This window comes from Rhizobium sp. CFBP 13644, assembly GCF_014842165.1.
GTDB classification, from domain to species: domain Bacteria; phylum Pseudomonadota; class Alphaproteobacteria; order Rhizobiales; family Rhizobiaceae; genus Agrobacterium; species Agrobacterium tumefaciens_C.
The window spans coordinates 527,955-548,013 of the sequence record NZ_JACYVF010000002.1 but is presented as its reverse complement, the minus strand read 5'-3'; the positions used below and the strand labels follow the sequence as shown (position 1 = coordinate 548,013).

13 protein-coding genes are annotated in these 20,059 nt (G+C 57.5%); 5 read left to right on the top strand and 8 right to left on the bottom strand.

The window, feature by feature from the left end; all coding sequences use genetic code 11:
- Positions 1 to 17: 17 nt before the first annotated feature.
- The 3 genes from rpoD to IFT53_RS07705 form a co-directional block, all read right to left on the bottom strand.
- On the bottom strand, positions 18 to 2,072 hold the full coding sequence (rpoD, locus tag IFT53_RS07715; RefSeq protein WP_042617260.1) for an RNA polymerase sigma factor RpoD: 2,055 nt from the start codon (positions 2,070 to 2,072) through the stop codon (positions 18 to 20).
- Positions 2,073 to 2,460: 388 nt separating this feature from the next.
- Positions 2,461 to 4,440, bottom strand: a complete 1,980-nt coding sequence (gene dnaG / locus IFT53_RS07710) for a DNA primase (RefSeq protein WP_042617261.1) — start codon at positions 4,438 to 4,440, stop codon at positions 2,461 to 2,463.
- Positions 4,441 to 4,763: 323 nt separating this feature from the next.
- Complete coding sequence (locus tag IFT53_RS07705; protein WP_042617262.1) at positions 4,764 to 5,216, bottom strand: GatB/YqeY domain-containing protein; 453 nt, start codon at positions 5,214 to 5,216, stop codon at positions 4,764 to 4,766.
- A gap of 324 nt (positions 5,217 to 5,540) precedes the next feature.
- On the opposite strand from IFT53_RS07705, the gene carA reads away from it, so the two are divergent.
- Positions 5,541 to 6,746 carry a glutamine-hydrolyzing carbamoyl-phosphate synthase small subunit gene (gene carA, locus IFT53_RS07700; RefSeq protein WP_042617750.1) on the top strand — a complete coding sequence of 402 codons (1,206 nt, stop codon included), beginning with the start codon at positions 5,541 to 5,543 and terminating at the stop codon, positions 6,744 to 6,746.
- 203 nt (positions 6,747 to 6,949) lie between these two features.
- Here the strand turns inward: carA and IFT53_RS07695 are convergent, their stop codons facing one another.
- Entirely contained in the window at positions 6,950 to 8,347 is a 1,398-nt protein-coding gene (locus tag IFT53_RS07695) for an MATE family efflux transporter (RefSeq protein WP_192064159.1), read from the bottom strand.
- 319 nt (positions 8,348 to 8,666) lie between these two features.
- Between IFT53_RS07695 and mcpU the strand changes: the two genes are divergently transcribed.
- Positions 8,667 to 10,751 carry a methyl-accepting chemotaxis protein McpU gene (gene mcpU / locus IFT53_RS07690; protein WP_192064160.1) on the top strand — a complete coding sequence of 695 codons (2,085 nt, stop codon included), beginning with the start codon at positions 8,667 to 8,669 and terminating at the stop codon, positions 10,749 to 10,751.
- A 141-nt stretch (positions 10,752 to 10,892) separates the two neighbouring features.
- The gene (locus tag IFT53_RS07685) at positions 10,893 to 11,372 is read left to right on the top strand and encodes a DUF2938 domain-containing protein (RefSeq protein WP_192064161.1); all 480 of its coding nucleotides are present in this window, start codon (positions 10,893 to 10,895) and stop codon (positions 11,370 to 11,372) included.
- A gap of 1 nt (position 11,373) precedes the next feature.
- Here the strand turns inward: IFT53_RS07685 and ypfJ are convergent, their stop codons facing one another.
- Together ypfJ and IFT53_RS07675 are read right to left on the bottom strand one after the other, a co-directional pair.
- Positions 11,374 to 12,267, bottom strand: coding sequence for a KPN_02809 family neutral zinc metallopeptidase (gene ypfJ, locus IFT53_RS07680; RefSeq protein ID WP_192064162.1), 894 nt, complete (start codon positions 12,265 to 12,267; stop codon positions 11,374 to 11,376).
- A gap of 59 nt (positions 12,268 to 12,326) precedes the next feature.
- Positions 12,327 to 12,995, bottom strand: coding sequence for a glutathione S-transferase (locus tag IFT53_RS07675; RefSeq protein WP_192064163.1), 669 nt, complete (start codon positions 12,993 to 12,995; stop codon positions 12,327 to 12,329).
- Positions 12,996 to 13,253: 258 nt separating this feature from the next.
- Between IFT53_RS07675 and carB the strand changes: the two genes are divergently transcribed.
- Positions 13,254 to 16,739 (top strand): carbamoyl-phosphate synthase large subunit, encoded by a 3,486-nt coding sequence (gene carB / locus IFT53_RS07670; protein ID WP_192064164.1) that lies wholly within the window; start codon positions 13,254 to 13,256, stop codon positions 16,737 to 16,739.
- Between the two features lie 103 nt (positions 16,740 to 16,842).
- On the top strand, positions 16,843 to 17,283 hold the full coding sequence (locus IFT53_RS07665) for an SRPBCC domain-containing protein (protein ID WP_192064165.1): 441 nt from the start codon (positions 16,843 to 16,845) through the stop codon (positions 17,281 to 17,283).
- Here the strand turns inward: IFT53_RS07665 and IFT53_RS07660 are convergent.
- Both IFT53_RS07660 and IFT53_RS07655 read right to left on the bottom strand, forming a co-directional pair.
- Positions 17,280 to 18,764: a UdgX family uracil-DNA binding protein gene (locus IFT53_RS07660; protein ID WP_192064166.1), complete on the bottom strand. Its 1,485-nt coding sequence runs from the start codon at positions 18,762 to 18,764 to the stop codon at positions 17,280 to 17,282. The two genes, IFT53_RS07665 and IFT53_RS07660, sit on opposite strands and share 4 nt — an antisense overlap.
- On the bottom strand, positions 18,764 to 19,996 hold the full coding sequence (locus tag IFT53_RS07655) for a putative DNA modification/repair radical SAM protein (RefSeq protein WP_192064167.1): 1,233 nt from the start codon (positions 19,994 to 19,996) through the stop codon (positions 18,764 to 18,766). The genes IFT53_RS07660 and IFT53_RS07655 overlap by 1 nt, the downstream gene beginning before the upstream one ends.
- Positions 19,997 to 20,059: the final 63 nt, after the last annotated feature.

Below are 20,059 nucleotides of genomic sequence, written 5' to 3'. Positions count from 1 at the left end.
TGTCGTATCACTAGGCCTTAGCTGTCGAGGAACGAGCGCAGCTTGCGCGAACGGCTTGGGTGCTTGAGCTTGCGCAGCGCCTTGGCTTCGATCTGACGGATACGTTCGCGGGTAACCGAGAACTGCTGTCCGACTTCTTCCAGCGTGTGGTCCGTGTTCATGCCAATGCCGAAGCGCATGCGCAGAACGCGTTCTTCACGCGGTGTCAGCGATGCCAAAACGCGCGTGGTTGTTTCGCGCAGGTTGGCCTGAATGGCAGCATCGATTGGCAGAAGCGCGTTCTTGTCTTCGATGAAGTCACCCAGATGCGAATCCTCTTCGTCACCCACAGGGGTTTCGAGAGAGATCGGCTCCTTGGCGATTTTCAGAACCTTGCGGACCTTTTCAAGCGGCATGGCCAGCTTTTCAGCCAGTTCTTCCGGCGTTGGTTCGCGGCCGATTTCGTGCAGCATCTGGCGCGATGTGCGAACGATCTTGTTGATCGTTTCGATCATGTGCACCGGAATACGGATCGTGCGCGCCTGGTCGGCAATCGAACGGGTGATGGCCTGACGAATCCACCATGTCGCATAGGTCGAGAACTTGTAACCGCGACGATATTCGAACTTGTCGACCGCCTTCATCAGGCCGATATTGCCTTCCTGAATGAGATCGAGGAACTGCAGACCACGGTTGGTGTATTTCTTGGCAATCGAAATCACCAGACGCAGGTTGGCTTCGACCATTTCCTTCTTGGCGATACGCGCCTCGCGCTCACCCTTCTGGACCATGGAAACGATGCGGCGGAATTCGGCAATCGAGATGCCGGTTTCCTGAGCGAGATTCTGGATTTCCAGACGGATATCCCGGATCGTGTTGTTTTCTTCGCGTGCGAATTCCTTCCAGCCCTTGGCGGCCAGATTGGCAATCGACTTCATCCAGTTCGGATCGAGTTCCGCACCGTGATACTGTTCAAGGAAGCTGTCACGCTTGACGCCGTAGGATTCGGCAAGGCGCAACAGACGGCCTTCATTCTGCATCAGACGCTTGGAAATGTCGTAGAGCTGTTCGACAAGGCTATCGACGCGGTTCTGGTTCAGCGACAGCGACTTCACAGCCGTGATCAACTGATCCTTCAATTCCTTGTAGCGACGTTCCTGACCGGTGGACAGCGTGCCGGTGCAAGCAAGGCGAGCCTCGACCTGCTGATCCTGAAGCTTGCGCAGCTTCTTGTAGGTATCGGCAATCGTATCCAGCGTTTCCATAACCTGCGGGCGCAGTTCAGCTTCCATCGCAGCAAGAGACAGGTTGGACTCGTCATCGTCCTCCTCTTCCTCTTCATGCGGAAGGCCTTCGCCGCCAACATTGGTCACATCATCTTCGCCACCGGGATTGCGCAGACGGCGGGCTTTTTCTTTCTCTTCGGCAACCTTGCGGTCTGCTTCGATCTTTTCAGGGCTCTGGAACTGCGGCGCAGCCTTGGCTTCAGGGCCGGAATAGGTGGTTTCGAGATCGATGATCTCGCGCAAAAGCGTCGTGCCTTCGTTCAATTCGTCGCGCCAGATAATCAGCGCCTGGAACGTAAGCGGGCTTTCGCACAGGCCGGAGATCATTGTCTCACGGCCAGCCTCGATGCGCTTGGCAATGGCGATTTCGCCTTCACGCGACAGAAGCTCGACAGAGCCCATTTCGCGCAGATACATGCGAACCGGATCGTCGGTACGATCGGTTGGCTCTTTCTTCTTGGCGGTGGCGAGAGCGGTGCCAGCGGACGGCGCAAGTTCGCCACCCTCGGACTCTTCGTCGTCGGCTTCTTTGTCTTCGGTTTCGGTGGTTGCCTCTTCGGCATCCTCGTCTTCGACGACATTGATACCCATTTCACTGAGCATCGCCATAATGTCTTCAATGCGATCAGGGTCGACCTGATCCGAGGGCAGAACCTCGTTCAGCTCATCCATCGTGACGTAGCCGCGTTTTTTCGCGGCCTTGATCATTTTCTTGACCGCGTCATCCGAAAGATCGAGAAGCGGCCCATCCGTCGCAGCATCGCGTTCGTTTTCAGCTTCTTCGTTTTCTTTGACTTTGGTTGCCATCTATCTCGTCGCTTTCCCTGACGCTAATCCGCTTCGCCGCATGACCGTTTGCCCCTTGGAGCATCCGGCAATGGCCGCGAATCACTGTCAAACACCTAACGGAATGATCTTTAATTGCCGCTTAATCACGGCTCCCACTGGCGGAATATCAAGACAGTGCATCCAAAAATGCTTCTCTACGCAGTTTCGATCCGCCAAGGCCCATTCCACCTTACTTTCCTGGAATGGTGATTCCCGCTATTTCCCTTCACGTCAAGCCTTTATGGCCAGACCGAGGGCCAAAAACCAAAAAAGCCGTCATTGCAGCGACATTTTGCGGGCCTTCACCAACTTAACCCCTATTTAGGTCTATCTGCGCAAAACACAAGCCTGCGCCGCCATCAAACACTTAACCGTGCCCATAGGCCGGCCCCTTGACCCTGCCGGACATGACGCCGAAACCATCGATGATCGCTTCCTGATTTTCCATTCTCCCGATCTCCAGTTGCACTTCCGAGAGGGCGCGCATCAGTTGAACCATGTGCTCGCCGTCTCCCGCTTCCGTTGCTTCCGCGATTTCACGCTCAAGGTCGATCTTTTGCCAGCGAAGCGCCTTGGTGCGCTTGTGAAGCGAAAGCGACTGCGTATATCCCTCACGCGCATCTTCCGGCGCCGCCTGTTCGGTCGCTGTCCACAGACGCGCATTGCGCACCTGCTGGTTCATCGCTTTCAGCAGCGCATCGAAACCCTGGGCCTCCAGACGTTGAACCAGACCATCGCGGGAAAGTTCCGCCGCACATTCGCCCGCATAGGTCAAAACCTGCGACCAGAGCTTTTGCAAATCGCGGTTCTCATAATCGATGGCGGCAATCTCGTCATATTCCTCCAGCAAAAGCTGCGGATGATTGACGATGGTTAACGCCAGCACGCTTTCGCGCAAGGCGGGTGCGCCGAGATATCCCTTCACCAGGCCGGATTGGCTGAGCCGATCTGAAATGCTACCCGAACCCGTGGTCGTTCCACGCGCCGGGGTTCTCTGCCCGGGACGATTATTGTTGCCATCATTACGCCGGAAATTTCCGTTCGGCCCATTGCTGCGCTGGAACTGCGGCTGGAAAAACGAATTCAGCCGGTCGCGCATGTCCTGTTGGTAAAACCGGCGGACCGTTTCATCGCCAATGACAGACACGATCTGCCGCAAGCGGTTTTCAAGCTCGGCGCGCTTTTCGGGCGTGTCGAATGTGACGGCTGCCGTCTCACGGCTCCAGATCATCGCGGCCAGCGGCTTGGCCTCGGCCAGCACCCGGTCAAACGGTGCCCTGCCCTCATGGCGCACCAGATCATCTGGGTCCTTACCGTCAGGCAACAGGGCAAAGCTCACTGAGCGCCCCGGCTTGATATGCGGCAAGGCGAGATCTGCCGCACGGCTGGCGGCGCGGATGCCCGCGCCATCACCATCGAAACACAGCACCGGCTGCGTGGACATTTTCCACAACAGGTCGAGCTGGTTTTCCGTCAGCGCCGTTCCGAGCGGTGCCACGGCATTTTCGACGCCCGCCTGATAGAGCGCAATGACATCCATATAGCCTTCAACGGCAATGACAGTGCCGGAGGATTGGGTGGCGCGCCGTGCACGCGCAAAATTGTAGAGTACATTGCCCTTGTGAAAGAGCTCAGTCTCGTTGGAATTCAGATATTTCGCCATCGCATCGGCGGCCATGGCGCGCCCGCCAAAGGCAATCACCTTTTCCCGCGAGGACAGAATGGGAAACATGATGCGGTCGCGGAAGCGGTCATAGGATACCGGCACATTTTCATGCACCACCAGACCACAGGCCTCCATTTGTTCCTTGGCAATGCCCTTGGAAGCCAGATGTTCCTTCAGCGCATTGCGGCTATCGGGAGCAAAGCCCAAGCGGAATGTTTCAATGGTGCGGCCGGTCAACCCACGATCGCGAAGATAAGCACGGGCCCGCGCACCGGCTGCCGTCTGCAACTGGTCCTGAAAGAACAGCGTCGCCATTTCCATGACGTCCTGCAGCGTGGCGCGCTCGCGCTCGCGGCGTTCCGCCTGCACATCCGGCTGCGGCATAGACACGCCAGCCATATCGGCAATCTGCTGCACGGCTTCGGGAAAACCCATGCCATCGAGATCAGTCAGGAACCGGAAATGATCGCCGGAGACACCGCAACCGAAGCAATGGTAGCGCCCCTTGCGGTCCTCGCAATGGAAGCTTGGGCTCTTTTCACCGTGGAACGGGCAGCATGCCCAATAATCACCCTTGGAGGCGTTGCTCTTCTTCCTGTCCCACGTCACACGTCTGCCGATAACATCAGAGATGTTCACTCGGTCACGTATCTCGTCGAGAAATGAGTTTGAAAAGCGCATTGTTACCTGGGATCAGTGCCTGTTTTGGCCAGTCTGTTATATAAGCCCACCAACGCGCAATTACCAAGCGCCGAAACGGGTGATACCCGTTATTCACAGGCAGCGCGCTCGCGAAACATTACCTATTTGTAAGTTGAAGCAGAGCGAAAAACGGCTCAATCTCTCCTCACCGGCTCAAAGTCGGCGTCGTCGCATGCTGGAAGGTTCGAGCGAAATTCCCCGTTCCGTCGAACAAGCGCTTTCCCCCGAGCGCGTTTCCCAGCAACAAAAAAGGCAGGGCATCCACATATGCCCTGCCTTTTATCTTTTTAAGAGCGCATGGCCTACTTCAACAATTCCTTGATCAAAGCCGATGCCTTGCCGAAATCGATCTGGCCGGGATAACGTTCTTTCAGAACGGCCATCACCTTGCCCATGTCTTTCAAGCCAGAGGCTTCCGTCTCGGCAATGACGCCTTCGAGGATGGCGCGCACCTTTTCCTGCGGAATTTCTTCCGGCATGAAGCCCTTGATGATGGCGATTTCTTCGCGCTCATGCTCGGCAAGCTCAGCGCGTCCGGCCTGATCGTAGATCCCGGCCGATTCTTCGCGCTGCTTGATCATCTTGGCCAGAATCTGCAGGATCTCTTCGTCTGACACCGCATCCTTGCCAACACCACGATTGGCGATATCCCGATCCTTGATGGCAGCCTGAACGAGGCGGATCGTGGAGAGCCGGCGTGTATCGCGGGCTTTCATGGCGTCTTTCATAGCGTCGGCGAAGGTATCGCGGATCATGTCATTTCTCCTTGGGAAAGCCATCTCCACCGGCAAATCCGGGCAAGGCGTTTCCGTCATATTTTCGCCCGCTGCATAAACGAGCAACCATGCATCGGCAAATCATTTGCATAAGCCATTGATTCAGATGCCTTTAAATTCCTAGGATTTCTCGTGGGCGTGGTTGACCCTTCGCCCCCCTTTCGTTATTTTCCGGCACCTGCACAGGATTTTAACGAAGGTTACGACGCGAAGGCTTTCGCGCGCCCTTATCCGCGAAAAAAGATGACCGCTTTACCCCTGCTTTTCAAGAGGCGGGCCGAAGTGGCAGAAACGGGAAACGAGATGACCGAGACAGCACCCTGGACCACCCGCAAACCCACCGCCATGCTCGTTCTGGCCGATGGCACCGTGATCGAGGGAACCGGCATCGGCGCAACCGGCAAGGTTCAGGCGGAAGTCTGCTTTAACACCGCGCTGACCGGTTATCAGGAAATCCTGACCGACCCGTCCTATCTGGGCCAGATCGTTACCTTCACCTTCCCCCATATCGGCAATGTCGGGGCCAATGACGAAGACATAGAAGATCTGACGCCCGCCGCACGCCGCGGCGCTGTCGGCGTTATCTTCAAGGCCGATATTACCGAGCCATCCAACTTCCGCGCCGCCAAGCATCTCGATGCATGGCTGAAGGCTCGCGGCATCATCGGCCTTTGCGGCATCGACACCCGCGCACTCACAGCCTGGATCCGCGAAAATGGCGCGCCGAACGCTGTCATCGCCCACGACCCGAACGGCGTTTTCGACATCGACGCGCTGAAGGCAGAAGCCAAGGCCTGGAGCGGTCTTGAAGGTCTCGACCTTGCCATCGAAGCCACATCCGGCCAGTCCTCCGTCTGGAGCGAAACGCCTTGGGTCTGGAACGAGGGTTACAGCGAACTTCAGCAGACCGAAGCCAAGTATCATGTCGTCTGCGTGGATTTCGGCGTGAAGCGCAACATTCTGCGCCTGTTCGCCGGTCTGGACTGCAAGGTCACGATCGTTCCTGCCCAGACGTCCGCTGAAGACATCATGGCGCTGAAACCCGATGGCGTGTTCCTCTCCAACGGTCCGGGCGACCCGGCTGCAACGGGCGTGTACGCCGTTCCAGTTATTCAGGATCTGATCAAGACGGAAGTGCCGATGTTCGGCATCTGCCTTGGCCACCAGATCCTCGGCCTCGCCGTTGGTGCAAAGACTGAAAAGATGCATCAGGGCCACCATGGCGCAAACCACCCGGTCAAGGACTTCACCACCGGCAAGGTGGAGATCGTTTCCATGAACCACGGCTTTGCGGTGGATGCGAAGTCTTTGCCAGAGGGCATTGAAGAGACTCACACATCTCTGTTCGATGGCACCAATTGCGGCCTGCGCATCGTCGGCAAGCCCGTGTTCTCGGTACAGCATCACCCCGAGGCATCGCCCGGCCCACAGGACAGCCACTATCTGTTCCGCCGCTTCGTGAACCTGCTGCGGGAGAAAAAGGGCGAAGCAGCGCTGGCAGAGCGCTGATAAGACTCTAGGAAATGTAGAGAATATACGGCCCGCCATAGAACCTTGGCGGGTCAGATTGAGGTGTTTTGCCGGAGCAGATTTTCGTCAGGGCGGCGATGGTTGGTGAAGAGCATACCAAAAGGTATGGTCGAGACAATCGTTGCTGATCCTGATGGAAATATGCCCGGCAGAACAGCTTAATCTGGCCCGCCAAGGTTCTGTTAGCGGGCCGTTTGCATTTGGCGCTTCACCATCACGTAAAAGCGGGTCGTCAGCAGCAAGGCTGCCGCCGAAAGGCCGACGACGAAACCGAACCAGACGCCGGGTCCGCCAAAGCCGAGCGGAAATGCGGCGACCCAGGCAAGTGCGAAGCCAATGGGCCAATAAGAAATCAGCGCAAGGATCATCGGCACCCGCGCATCCTTCAAACCGCGCAGCAGCCCGGCGGCAACCACCTGCATGCCATCCACCAGCTGAAACACGCCCGCGATAATGACCAGCGTGCTGGCATAGGCCAGAACATCCGCGGCACCGGGCAGGCTGGGGTCGAGGAACCAGCTGGCGAGATATTCAGGCGCAATGGCAAACAACAAGCCACCACACACAGCGATTGCACAGGCCACGCCATATACTGTGATCGCCGCCCGCACGAGGTTGGGATAATCATTCTGCCCATGCGCGACACCGATCCGCACGGTTGCCGCCTGCCCCAAGCCGAGCGGAATCATGAAGGCGATGGAAGCCAGTTGCAGCGCGATGCCATGGGCTGCAAGCTCAAGCGTGCCGATCTGCCCCATGAGGATGGAGGCGGCAGAAAACAGCGTGGCCTCTGCCAGAATGGTGATGCTGATGGGCAAGCCGAGGCGCACCACCTCCCAAAGAGCGTGAAAGTCCGGCCTCCAGAAGCGCACGAACAATTCATATCGGCGTGTTTCATCGCGCGTCTGGATATAGACGATGATGAAGATGAGGCTGAAGGTGTTGACGATGACAGCCGCATAGGCAGCACCAATCATGCCGAAGGCCGGGGCACCGAAGTGACCGAGCACCAGCGCATAGGCCAGAAAGCCATTGAGCACCAACATGGCGATGGTGGCATAGAGAACAATGCCCGCACGGCCGATGGCGCTGACAAGGCCGCGAATGACATAAAACAGCAATGCTGGCAAAAGGCCGAATTGCGCGACGGCCAGATACTCGCCTGTCTGCGCCGAGACTGCCGGGTTTTGACCCAGCGCCAGAAGGAGTTTCTCCGCATTCAGAAACAGTGGCACGGTCAAAAGCCAGTAGGCGATGGCAACCCACATGCCCATGCGCAAGGCGCGCCGCGCCTGTATGGCATTCCCCTGCCCGTAGGCATTGGCGACCATTGGCACCACGGCCACGGAGAAGCCCGAGCCGAAGATGAAGACCACGAAGAAGAACTGGCCTGCGAGAACCATGGCAGCAAGCTTTTCAGCGCCGAGCTGGCCCACAATCACCATATCGGTGGTGTGAATGCCAAGCTGCGCCAGCTGCGCACCGATCAGTGGAATTCCAAGCGCAAGCGTTGCACGCAGATGTGCGCCCCATGAGTTTAGACCCAGCGGAGCTCGTTCAACCGCAACAGACGAAGACATTAGCTCACCTCAAAAATGCAAGACCGCCGCCCAATACAACCTGTGTGGGAAGCGCGAGCCCTGATTATGATATTCGCGCCCTTGGCGCAAGAATGATATCGCCCGCAAAAACTGTCATCAAAATATAATATATTATAAATTACAACAGTTTGCGGTCTCAACATCACGCACCATGTCAATTTTGCAGGGTTTGTTTACCGTTCAACACTACAGATTCTTGATGATAAGCAATTTTCTGGGTGCATGACGCACGCTGTACGCGCCATTGGGCATGTCTCCATTAAACCCGGTCCCACCGGTCTCTTTCCGAGGTCAGCTAGTGTCTCAAAAATCCAATTTAATGACGCGGATCGTCGCTGCCGCCTCATGCGTGGTCGTCGCGGCTTTCGTAGGTTTCTCTTTTTATATTGATGGTTTGCAGCGTGATGCCGCCAACCATTTCGTTGAAGACAAGATCAATGCTGCCGGAAAACAGTCTGCGCTGAGCATTGCCAACTGGCTGAATGGCCGCGTGATGATGACCGAAATGGTCGGCGCATCGATGGTAACGGCAACAACGAAGGAAAAGCTGGAGCTTGCCCTGCACAACGATGTGCTGGCGCGCGAATTCAAGTCCGCTTATTTCGGCGATGAGACCGGTGCGTTCAACAACTTCCCATCGACCAAGATGCGCGAAGGTTATGACCCACGCCAGCGTCCGTGGTACCAGGCTGCCGTCAAGGCCAATGCCACCGTTCTGACCGAGCCTTACACCGATGCCACCACCGGCAAGCTAGTGGTAAGCGCCGCCCTGCCCGTCAAGCGCGATGGCAAGCTGGTTGGTGTTGCCGCAAGCGACTTCCTGCTGACAACGCTGGTTTCCATGATCGCCTCCGTTGATGCTGGCAACGAAGGCTATGCGTTTCTTGTCAACAAGGATGGCAAGATCCTGATCCATCCCAACGAAGCAATGATCAACAAGACGCTTGCTGATCTCTTCCCGGTCGCAACGCCGAAAATTTCTCAGGCCGTTTCCCAGACCAGCATTGGCGATGCTGACAAGATCACCAGCTTTATCGCGGTGCCCGGCCTTCCCGGTGTCGAATGGTCGGTCGGCCTCGTCATCGACAAAAACACGGCCTTCGCATCCATTACGCAGTTCCGCATCGCCGCCGTTGTCGCTACCATTCTGGCCGTCGCGGGCATGATCGCCTTCCTCGCATTCCTCGTGAACAGCCTTGTCATCAAGCCCGTTTCGCAGATGACGCTGGCGATGGAACAGCTCGCCTCTGGCAATCTGGATGTGACCATTCCCGGTCAGGAGCGCACGGATCAGATCGGCTCCATGGCCGCAGCCGTTGCCGTCTTCCGCACCAACGCCATGGAGCGTCGTCGCCTGGAAGGTGACGCGGAACAGACCCGCACCCTTTCCGAACGGGAGCGCAATGAGCGCGAACAACTCTCCGCAAAGGATGCCTCCGACATTCAGTTCGCCGTCGATTCCCTCGCCAAGGGCCTCGCGCATCTTTCCGATGGCGACATGGGTTACCGCATCACCACGCCATTCGTGGCACGCATCGATCGGTTGCGTGAAGATTTCAACGCATCCATCAGCAAGCTAAACGGCGCGCTGGTCAATGTTGGCCAGAATGCACGTGCCATCGACGCCGGTGCCAGCGAAATCCGCCATTCCGCCGACGAACTTGCCAAGCGCACGGAACGGCAGGCCGCATCGGTGGAAGAAACTGCAGCAGCACTGGAAGAAATCACCACCACAGTGCAGGACTCCGCCAAGCGCGCTGAAGAAGTCGGTCGTCTGGTTGCCCGTGCCCGCAGCAATGCTGAAAAGTCCGGCGTGGTTGTTGGCGATGCGGTGAAGGCCATGGAAGGCATCGAACAGTCTTCATCCGGCATTTCCAAGATCATCGGTGTTATCGATGAAATCGCGTTCCAGACCAACCTGCTGGCTCTGAATGCGGGTGTGGAAGCGGCACGCGCTGGCGAAGCCGGCAAGGGCTTTGCCGTGGTGGCGCAGGAAGTGCGCGAATTGGCGCAACGCTCTGCTAACGCCGCCAAGGAAATCAAGGTGTTGATCAGCGCCTCTACGACACAGGTTGAATCCGGCGTCTCGCTGGTTGGCAATGCTGGCAAGGCGCTCGACACCATCGTTGCGGAAGTGCAGGAAATCAACCAGCACATCAACGCCATCGTGCTGGCGTCGCGTGAACAGTCCACCGCCTTGCAGGAGATCAACACCGCCATCAACACCATCGATCAAGGCACGCAGCAAAATGCGGCCATGGTCGAAGAACAGACGGCAGCAAGCCACGGACTGGCGACGGAAGCCGCCGCTCTCAACGCCCTGCTGGCGCAGTTCCAGTTGGCCAACGCGCAGCGTGAGCAACGCTACAGCCGCGCCGCGTAGTGCGCACCTGACCCGACAACACCGTGGCCGCTAACGCGGCCACGGTTTTCCACATCATGCTGCCAATCCACGCACTTCCTGCCCTTGTCGAAGTGGTAAAAAAGCCTAGAGGTTGCCGCCAGCAAAACAGTGGGGGTAATCATGTCGGATATGATTTGGGCTGGTATTTTAATGGGTATTGGCGGCACCGCCTTGATGGACGTGTGGGCCATCATACTTCACCGCTTCTTCCACCAGCCTGCCGCGAACTGGGGTCCGATAGGCCGCTGGTTCTGGCATTTGCCCAAGGGCAAGGTCTTCCACGACACAATCGCAAACGCTGAACCCTACGCGCATGAGAACGCCCTTGGCTGGGCGTCACACTATGCGGTTGGCATTGTCTATGGCGTTGTTCTTGCTCTCATCGTGCCTGATGGATGGTTTGCAGCACCCACATTCTTGCTGCCGTGGCTGGTGGGCATCGCGACCGTTGGCGCAGGCTGGTTCCTGCTACAGCCGGGCCTCGGCATTGGCTGGGCGGCATCAAAGACGCCCAACCCATGGAAGGTGCGCGCCCTCAATATCGTCGCGCACAGCATATTCGCGCTCGGCATGTATGTGACGGCGCTGCTTCTCGCCTAGCTTAGATATCAGCGGAGAACGTATCGCAATCTTCCACCCGGCCGCTTTCGAAGCCACGACGGAACCATTCTGCGCGCTGCGCCGATGTGCCGTGGTTGAAGCTATCCGGCACGACATAGCCCTGCGACTTCTTCTGCAACGTATCGTCACCAATCTGGTGGGCGGCATTGATGGCCTCCTCCAGATCGCCCGCTTCCAGAATGCCCTTCTGCTGCGTGGACTTGCCCCAGATGCCTGCGTAGCAATCTGCCTGTAGCTCGACCTTCACGGACATCTTGTTGGCTTCGGTCTCGCCCATGGATTGGCGCTGGCGGTTGAACTCAGGCAGAACGCCGGTCAGGTTTTGAATGTGGTGACCCACCTCATGCGCGATGACATAGGCCTGCGCGAAATCACCCGACGCGCCGAAGCGGCTATCCAGCTCCCGGAAGAACTGCGTATCCAGATAGACCTTGCGATCGACAGGGCAATAGAACGGGCCGCTGGCAGACGACGCCGTGCCACATGCAGAGCGGACTTGACCTGCAAACAAAACAAGGGTCGGCTTTTCATAGCTCTCGCCAGAAGCACTGAAGAGCTTACCCCAGGTGTCTTCCGTTTCGGCCAGAACCGTGCGGACGAAAGCCGTGGTCTCATCGCTGGATTGACCCTGTGGCCGCGTGCCAGTCGTCTGCTGGCTGCCGCCATCAGACCCGATATCACCGCCAGACAGGAGTGTGAGCGGGTTGATACCAAGCGCCCAGCTGATCAAAAGGATGACGACGAGACCGCCAATGCCGATGCCGCCGCCGCGCCCGCCAGTGGGTAGGCGGAAGCCACCGCCACCAGAGCCGCCGGATGACATTCCGCGCCTGTCTTCAATATTGTCGGATTGCCGACGCCCTCTCCACTGCATATGTGTCTCCCCTTGAATGACCTGCCTAAACGCTGGATGGAGCAAAGCGTTCCGTTAGGTCAGCTCTTGGCATAGACATAAGCGCCGCCTTTTTTAAGCGCGCGCTGATAGGCCGGACGGGCGCGGATCGTATCCAGGTAAAGCCGAATAGCAGGCTGTGCATCAACGCCATCCACGCGGCTCATGGCGGCTTCCACCGGGAAGCTCATTGCGATGTCTGCGCCAGTCAGTTCACCGCCGGTAAACAGGCCATCTTTCGAAAGCTCGCTTTCCCAAAAGGCAACATTGTCTTTCAGTTGCGGATTGATGAATTTGCTTGCCACACCTTTGGAAATGAGAGTTGCAACGGGACGCAGCAGAAAGGGAACCTGACGGGGAATACGGGAAAACAGCAGCTTCATCACAAGCAATGGCATGGCAGAGCCCTCGGCATAATGCAGCCAGTAGACATAACGCCTGTAGGCATCCGTACCCTGCTTTGGCCTGAGCGCGCCTTTTCCATAGGTATCGATCAAATACTCTATGATCGCACCGCTTTCGGCGTAGATTTTTCCACCATCCTCTATCACGGGGGATTTGCCGAGTGGATGCACGTCTTTCAGGGTTTTGGGCGCCCGCATGTCAGACCCGCGTGCATAGACCTTTACGTCGTATTCAAGCCCAAGTTCTTCAAGCAGCCAAAGGATGCGGTGTGCGCGGGAATTGTCGAGATAATGGACTGATATCATAATGCCTCGTTCTATCGTTCTGGAATAAACTTTATTTCATTCTAATATAAATACGGTTTTAGTCGTTGAGAGGATCAATCCGCAAGACAGTTCCATGATCATTGCACTTTCCTGTCGGAAAGCGAAGATTCGGGGTTCCGTTCGCCAAAACATTTGCCTATAAGCCGCTTCTAGCCTGAAAAGATTGGAATTGCGCCCCCGGCCGGTGAGTTTCACCTTGGCCGTTTTTTGCGCAACACGAAAAGCGGAACGAGAGCTATGCCGAAGCGCCAAGATATCAAATCCATCCTCATCATCGGCGCTGGTCCGATTGTCATCGGTCAGGCATGTGAGTTCGATTATTCCGGCACCCAGGCGTGCAAGGCGCTGAAAGAGGAAGGCTACCGCGTCATCCTCGTCAACTCCAACCCCGCAACCATCATGACGGACCCCAACCTGGCGGACGCGACCTATGTCGAGCCGATCACGCCGGAAGTGGTCGCAAAGATCATTGCCAAGGAACGTCCTGACGCGCTTTTGCCAACGATGGGTGGCCAGACGGCGCTGAACACCGCCCTCTCGCTGAAGCGCATGGGCGTTCTCGACCGCTACAATGTTGAAATGATCGGCGCAAAGCCTGAAGCCATCGACATGGCGGAAGACCGCGCTCTGTTCCGCGAAGCCATGAAGCGGATCAACCTGGAAACACCGAAGTCGATGCTGGCCAACGCCACCGACATCAAGGACGCAGACCGCAAGACGCATGAAGCCGCACGCGCAGAGCTGAAAGCCAAGCTTTCCGGCGCAGAGCTGGACAAGGCGCTCGACAACCTCGAGAACCAGTGGAACCTTGGCGAGACAGACCGCAAGCAGCGCTACATCAGCCACGCCATGGCCATTGCCGCACAGGCGATTGATGTGGTTGGCCTGCCAGCCATCATCCGCCCTTCCTTCACCATGGGTGGCACGGGCGGCGGCATTGCTTACAACCGCTCGGAATTCTTTGAAATCATCGGCGGCGGTCTCGACGCGTCTCCAACCACCGAAGTGCTGATCGAAGAATCGGTTCTCGGCTGGAAGGAATATGAGATGGAAGTGGTTCGCGACAAGGCGGACAACTGCATCATCATCTGCTCCATCGAGAACATCGACCCGATGGGCGTTCACACCGGCGACTCGATCACCGTTGCGCCCGCGCTGACACTGACCGACAAAGAATACCAGATGATGCGCAACGCATCGATTGCGGTTCTGCGCGAAATCGGCGTTGAAACCGGCGGATCGAACGTGCAGTTCGCGGTCAACCCGAAGGATGGCCGTCTCGTCGTCATCGAGATGAACCCGCGCGTTTCGCGCTCTTCCGCTCTCGCATCCAAGGCAACAGGCTTTCCGATTGCCAAGGTCGCGGCAAAGCTCGCTGTCGGCTACACGCTGGATGAGCTGGACAACGACATCACCGGCGGCGCGACACCTGCGTCCTTCGAACCATCCATCGACTATGTCGTCACCAAGATCCCGCGCTTTGCCTTCGAAAAGTTCCCCGGCGCATCGCCAATCCTGACCACCGCCATGAAGTCTGTCGGTGAAGTCATGGCGATTGGCCGTACATTCGCTGAATCTCTGCAGAAGGCGCTTCGCGGTCTCGAAACCGGCCTGACGGGTCTCGATGAAATCGAAATCCCCGGCTACGAAGAAGGCGAAGGCTCCAAGAACGCCATTCGCGCTGCCATCGGCACGCCAACGCCAGACCGTCTGCGCATGGTGGCACAGGCTCTGCGCATGGGGATGTCTGAAGCCGAAGTGCATGAGAACAGCAAGATCGATCCATGGTTCATTGCCCAGTTCAAGGCAATCGTGGACATGGAAGCGCGTGTGCGTGAGCACGGCCTGCCAACGGATGCTGAAAACCTGCGGTCGCTGAAGGCCATGGGCTTTTCTGATGCGCGCCTTGCCAGCCTGACGAAAAAGCGTCCCAAGGAAGTGGCGGAACTGCGCAACAGCCTGAATGTGCGCCCTGTGTTCAAGCGCATCGATACCTGCGCTGCCGAGTTCGCCTCGCCCACCGCCTATATGTACTCCACCTATGAGACGCCTTTCGTCGGCCAATTGCGCTCCGAAGCGCAGGTTTCGGATCGCAAGAAGGTCGTCATTCTCGGCGGTGGCCCAAACCGCATCGGCCAGGGCATCGAGTTCGATTATTGCTGCTGCCACGCCGCCTTCGCGCTGAAGGATGCTGGCTTTGAAGCCATCATGATCAACTGCAACCCGGAAACCGTGTCCACCGACTACGACACATCCGACCGCCTCTATTTCGAGCCATTGACGGCCGAAGACGTGATCGAAATTCTCCGTGCTGAGCAGGAGAAGGGTGAGCTGGTTGGCGTTATCGTGCAGTTCGGCGGCCAGACGCCGCTGAAGCTGGCCGAAGCACTTGAAAAGAACGGTATCCCGATCCTCGGCACAGCGCCTGACATGATCGACCTTGCCGAAGACCGCGACCGCTTCCAGAAGCTTTTGATGAAGCTGGATCTGGCACAGCCAAACAACGGCATCGCCTACTCGGTTGAGCAGGCGCGCCTTGTGGCGTCGGAAATCGGCTTCCCGCTGGTCGTTCGCCCTTCCTATGTTCTGGGTGGCCGCGCCATGCAGATCATTCATTCCGAGGGCCAGTTGCAGACCTATCTGCTCGACACGGTTCCCGGTCTGGTGCCTGAGGATATCAAGCAGCGCTACCCCAACGACAAGACCGGCCAGATCAACACGCTGCTGGGCAAGAACCCGCTGCTGTTCGATAGCTACCTGACCAATGCTGTCGAAGTGGACGTGGATGCGCTGTGCGATGGCGAGAACGTCTTCGTCTCCGGCATCATGGAACACATCGAAGAAGCCGGTATCCACTCCGGCGACAGCGCCTGCTCGCTTCCATCACGCTCGCTATCCGAGGAAACGCTTAACGAGTTGGAACGCCAGACAACAGCGATGGCCAAGGCGCTGAACGTCGGCGGCCTGATGAACGTGCAATACGCCATCAAGGACGGCACGATCTACGTGCTGGAAGTCAATCCACGCGCATCGCGCACGGTGCCATTCGTCGCCAAGACCATCGGCGCACCGATTGCCAAGATTGCAGCCCGCATCATGACCGGTGAAAAGCTGGATGCGGCCATTGCGGCCTATGGCGAGAAGCCTGACCCACGCAACCTGAAGCACATCGCCGTCAAGGAAGCCGTGTTCCCGTTTGCCCGCTTCCCCGGTGTCGATATTCTGCTTGGACCAGAAATGCGCTCGACCGGTGAAGTCATCGGCCTCGACACAGATTTCGCCCTGGCCTTCGCCAAGGCGCAGCTGGGTGCAAGCGTTGACCTGCCACGCTCCGGTGCCGTGTTCGTTTCGGTGCGCGATGATGACAAGGAACGGGTTCTGCCTGCCATCCGCCAGCTGGTGGAGATCGGCTTCCGGGTTCTCGCAACCGGCGGCACGCAGCGCTTCCTGGCTGAACAGGGCATCAACGCTGAAAAGATCAACAAGGTGCAGGAAGGCCGTCCGCATATCGAAGACGCCATCCGCAACCGTCAGGTCCAGCTGGTCATCAACACGACCGACAGCAACAAGGCGATCTCGGACTCGAAATCGCTGCGCCGCGCCACGCTGATGCAGAAGGTGCCCTATTACACGACGATTTCGGGTGCCGAATCCGCAGCACTTGCCATCAAGGCGCTGAAGGCAGGCAGCCTCGATGTACGGCCATTGCAGAGCTATTTCTGATCCAGGCTAGACCGTCCCCATCTTAGCAAAACCGGCCTGCATTTATGTTGGCCGGTTTTCTTTTGTTCTGTGTTTGCCCTTCGACGAGGGTGTAGAGAGAACCATGACCGAGACAATAGAAATCCTGAACGAGAGACTGTTTCCGGTTGATCGCGAAACGCTTTTCCAGACGTTTGCCGATCCCAACCTATTGGAAAAATGGTGGGGGCCAGACGGCTTTACCAACGCCATCACCGCATTCGATTTTCGTGCGCGCGGAACGTGGAAGCTGACAATGACAGCCTCTGACGGCAACGAGTTTCACAACGTCTCGACGTTTCGCGACGTTGTGGTGCCGGAACGGATCACCTTTGAGCATCACGAGCCCATCCATGTTTACACGATGGCCATGGACTTCATCGAAGAGCCAGAGGGAACGACATTGCGTTGGCAAATGGTGTTTGATGCGACGGATGAGCTGCTGGACTTGAAACTGTTCATTCACGCCGCCAACGAGCAGAATTTCGACCGCCTTGGCTCGCTCCTTGAGAAACTGGCCTCTTAGACTGAGACAGCGGTGGCAGACCTCGCGCCCATTTCCATCAACCGTTGGACAGCCAACATATCGTCACGAAACCGCTGAAACTCCTCCGCTTTCCGTTGATCATCCGGTATCCGCAAAAGATAGGACGGGTGGACAGTGACGAACAGCGTTCTGCCGCCTTCCATCGGTATCGGCCTGCCCCGCAGGTCTGACAGCTTCTCCCTCAATTCCGTCAGGGCAAACACAGCCGTCGCGCCCATGGCGACAATGAGCTTCGGCTGCACAAGATCGATCTCCCGCGTCAGCCACCAGCGGCAGCGCTGCACCTCGCCCGCATCCGGGCGCTGGTGAATGCGCTTCTTGCCGCGTGCTTCATATTTGAAATGCTTGACGGCATTTGTCACGTAAAGCGCCTTGCGGTCGATGCCCGCCTCGCCGATCACCTGATCGAAGACCTTTCCCGCCGGGCCGACGAAGGGCCGACCGGCAAGATCCTCCGTATCACCCGGCTGCTCGCCAACAATCATGACATCGGCATGGGCTGGCCCCTCCCCAAACACGGTCTGGGTGGCCTTGCAGTGCAGCGGGCAAAGCGTGCAGCCTTGCGCATGATGTTTCAAACCTTCGAGCGTATCGGCATCCGGCAGGACTGGTGGTGGCCTGTTTTCCGCCGCGGCCTGAAGGCGATGGTGGAAAAGCTGCGGCTCGGTTGCCGCCTTCGCGCCCATCTCCAGAACCCGCCTCTCCGCGTTCAGAATAAGATCGGGAATGAGGTCTGCCTCGGGCAGGTTCTTCCAGTATTTCTTTGGCATTTCGGCTGTCATCGCCTTGATCTTCAACCGCGCCGGATTGAAAATATTGGCATAATAGGTGCGCCACAGCTCATCTGTTTCGTCTGAGAGATCGGGCTTTGACGCCGCCAGCCGCGAGGTTTCCAGAGTTTCGCCATCCCAGCGCGCTGAGCCGTTCGGGGTCAGGATCATCCAGTCCATATCTGTGAAACGGCGCTGGAAAAAGGATGCCTTGCGCTCGACGATGAAATGATCTGGCTCGAACCAGGCGATAAACCGTCGGCGGCCCGCGATGCCCTCACCCAGCGGCACTTCCTTGAAGCGCACGAAAGCCGTCATCTTGTGGCTATCGCGCCGAACCGCTTTCTCCATCTTGCGCGCTTCCGCCACATCTGCGTCCGCCTTGAACGCAAGCAAGGCCCTGTCCTTCGAAAGCCGCCACAGGAGACGGTAGAGCAGCGCGAAACGGGAGGGATCGCTGTGACAGATAATGGTTTGTGCCAAGGGCATGAAGGCCGAAGGTACGTTCACGCTGGCGGCGCTATCCACCTCTGGAACACGGTCGCCCTCTTCAAAACCAAACAGGCCTGTTTCCTCACCACGAAACCGCCAATCGATTTCGTGTGGTGCGACACTTGCCGATAGGAACCGCCGAGCGGCATCGCGCCACTCGCTAAAATCCCCCCGCCCCTCCAGCGAAATCAGGTACATTACAGGAGGGACAATTGTTCTGGCTGCGGGGCAAACATGGCCCGCAGGTCTGGACGTTCCGTCAACTTGCCCGGAGACCAGCCAGCGGCAACAACGAATGCCTTGACCTTCTTCAACGACACGCCAAAGCGGGCAATATCTTCCAGCCGCAATTGCCGGAACCGGCGCGAAGAGAGAATGGATTTCACCGTTTTTGTGCCGAAGCCGGGAACCCGCAGCAGCGTTTCGCGATCTGCCTTGTTCACATCGACAGGAAATTGCTGGCGATTTGCCAACGCCCAGGCGAGCTTCGGATCAATATCGAGATCAAGCATGCCGTCCTTCTGGGTCGAGGCAATCTCGTCGATGTCGAAACCATAGAAGCGGTAGAGCCAGTCTGCCTGATACAGGCGATGTTCGCGCATCAAGGGCGGCTTGATAAGAGGCAGGTTTTTCGACGAATCCGGGATGGGGCTGAAGGCTGAATAATAGACACGGCGCAAACCGTAGCTGCCATAAAGCCGCGCGCTGGTTGACAGGATGGTGGTGTCATTGGCGCCATCGGCACCTACAATCATCTGCGTGCTCTGGCCCGCTGGTGCGAATTTTCGGACCCGTTTGGTCTGAAGTGTTGGCTCACCCGCCTCCTCGATTTTCAAGCGAATGTCAGCCATGGATTTGCGGATATTCACGGGCTGCTTTTCCGGCGCGAACTGGCTGATGCCGCGATCCGTCGGCAGTTCGATGTTGATCGACAGGCGGTCGGCATAAAGCCCGGCCTCCTCGATCAGGTGAGCCGATGCCTCGGGAATGGACTTGAGGTGGATATAGCCGCGAAAACCATGGGTGACGCGCAATTCTTTTGCCACCCGAACCAGCTCTTCCATCGTGTGATCTGACGACCGGATAATGCCCGACGACAGAAACAGGCCCTCGATGTAATTCCGGCGATAAAATTCGAGCGTCAGCCAGACGACCTCTTCCACCGTAAACCTCGCCCGCTCGACATTGCTGGAGGACCGGTTGATGCAATAGGCGCAGTCATAAATGCAGAAGTTGGTCAGAAGAATCTTGAGCAGCGAAATGCATCGCCCATCCGGCGCATAGGCGTGGCAAATGCCCGAACCTTCGGTTGAACCCAGCCCGCCGGAAGCGGATGAATTGCGCTTCGACGTGCCGCTGGAGGCGCAGGATGCATCATACTTTGCCGCATCGGAAAGGACTGCCAAACGCTCTTTTATTGACTTTTTCATGCATATGTTCACTATATGTTCTTGCAATATAAGTCAATAACTGAATATGATCAGGCCGTAAAT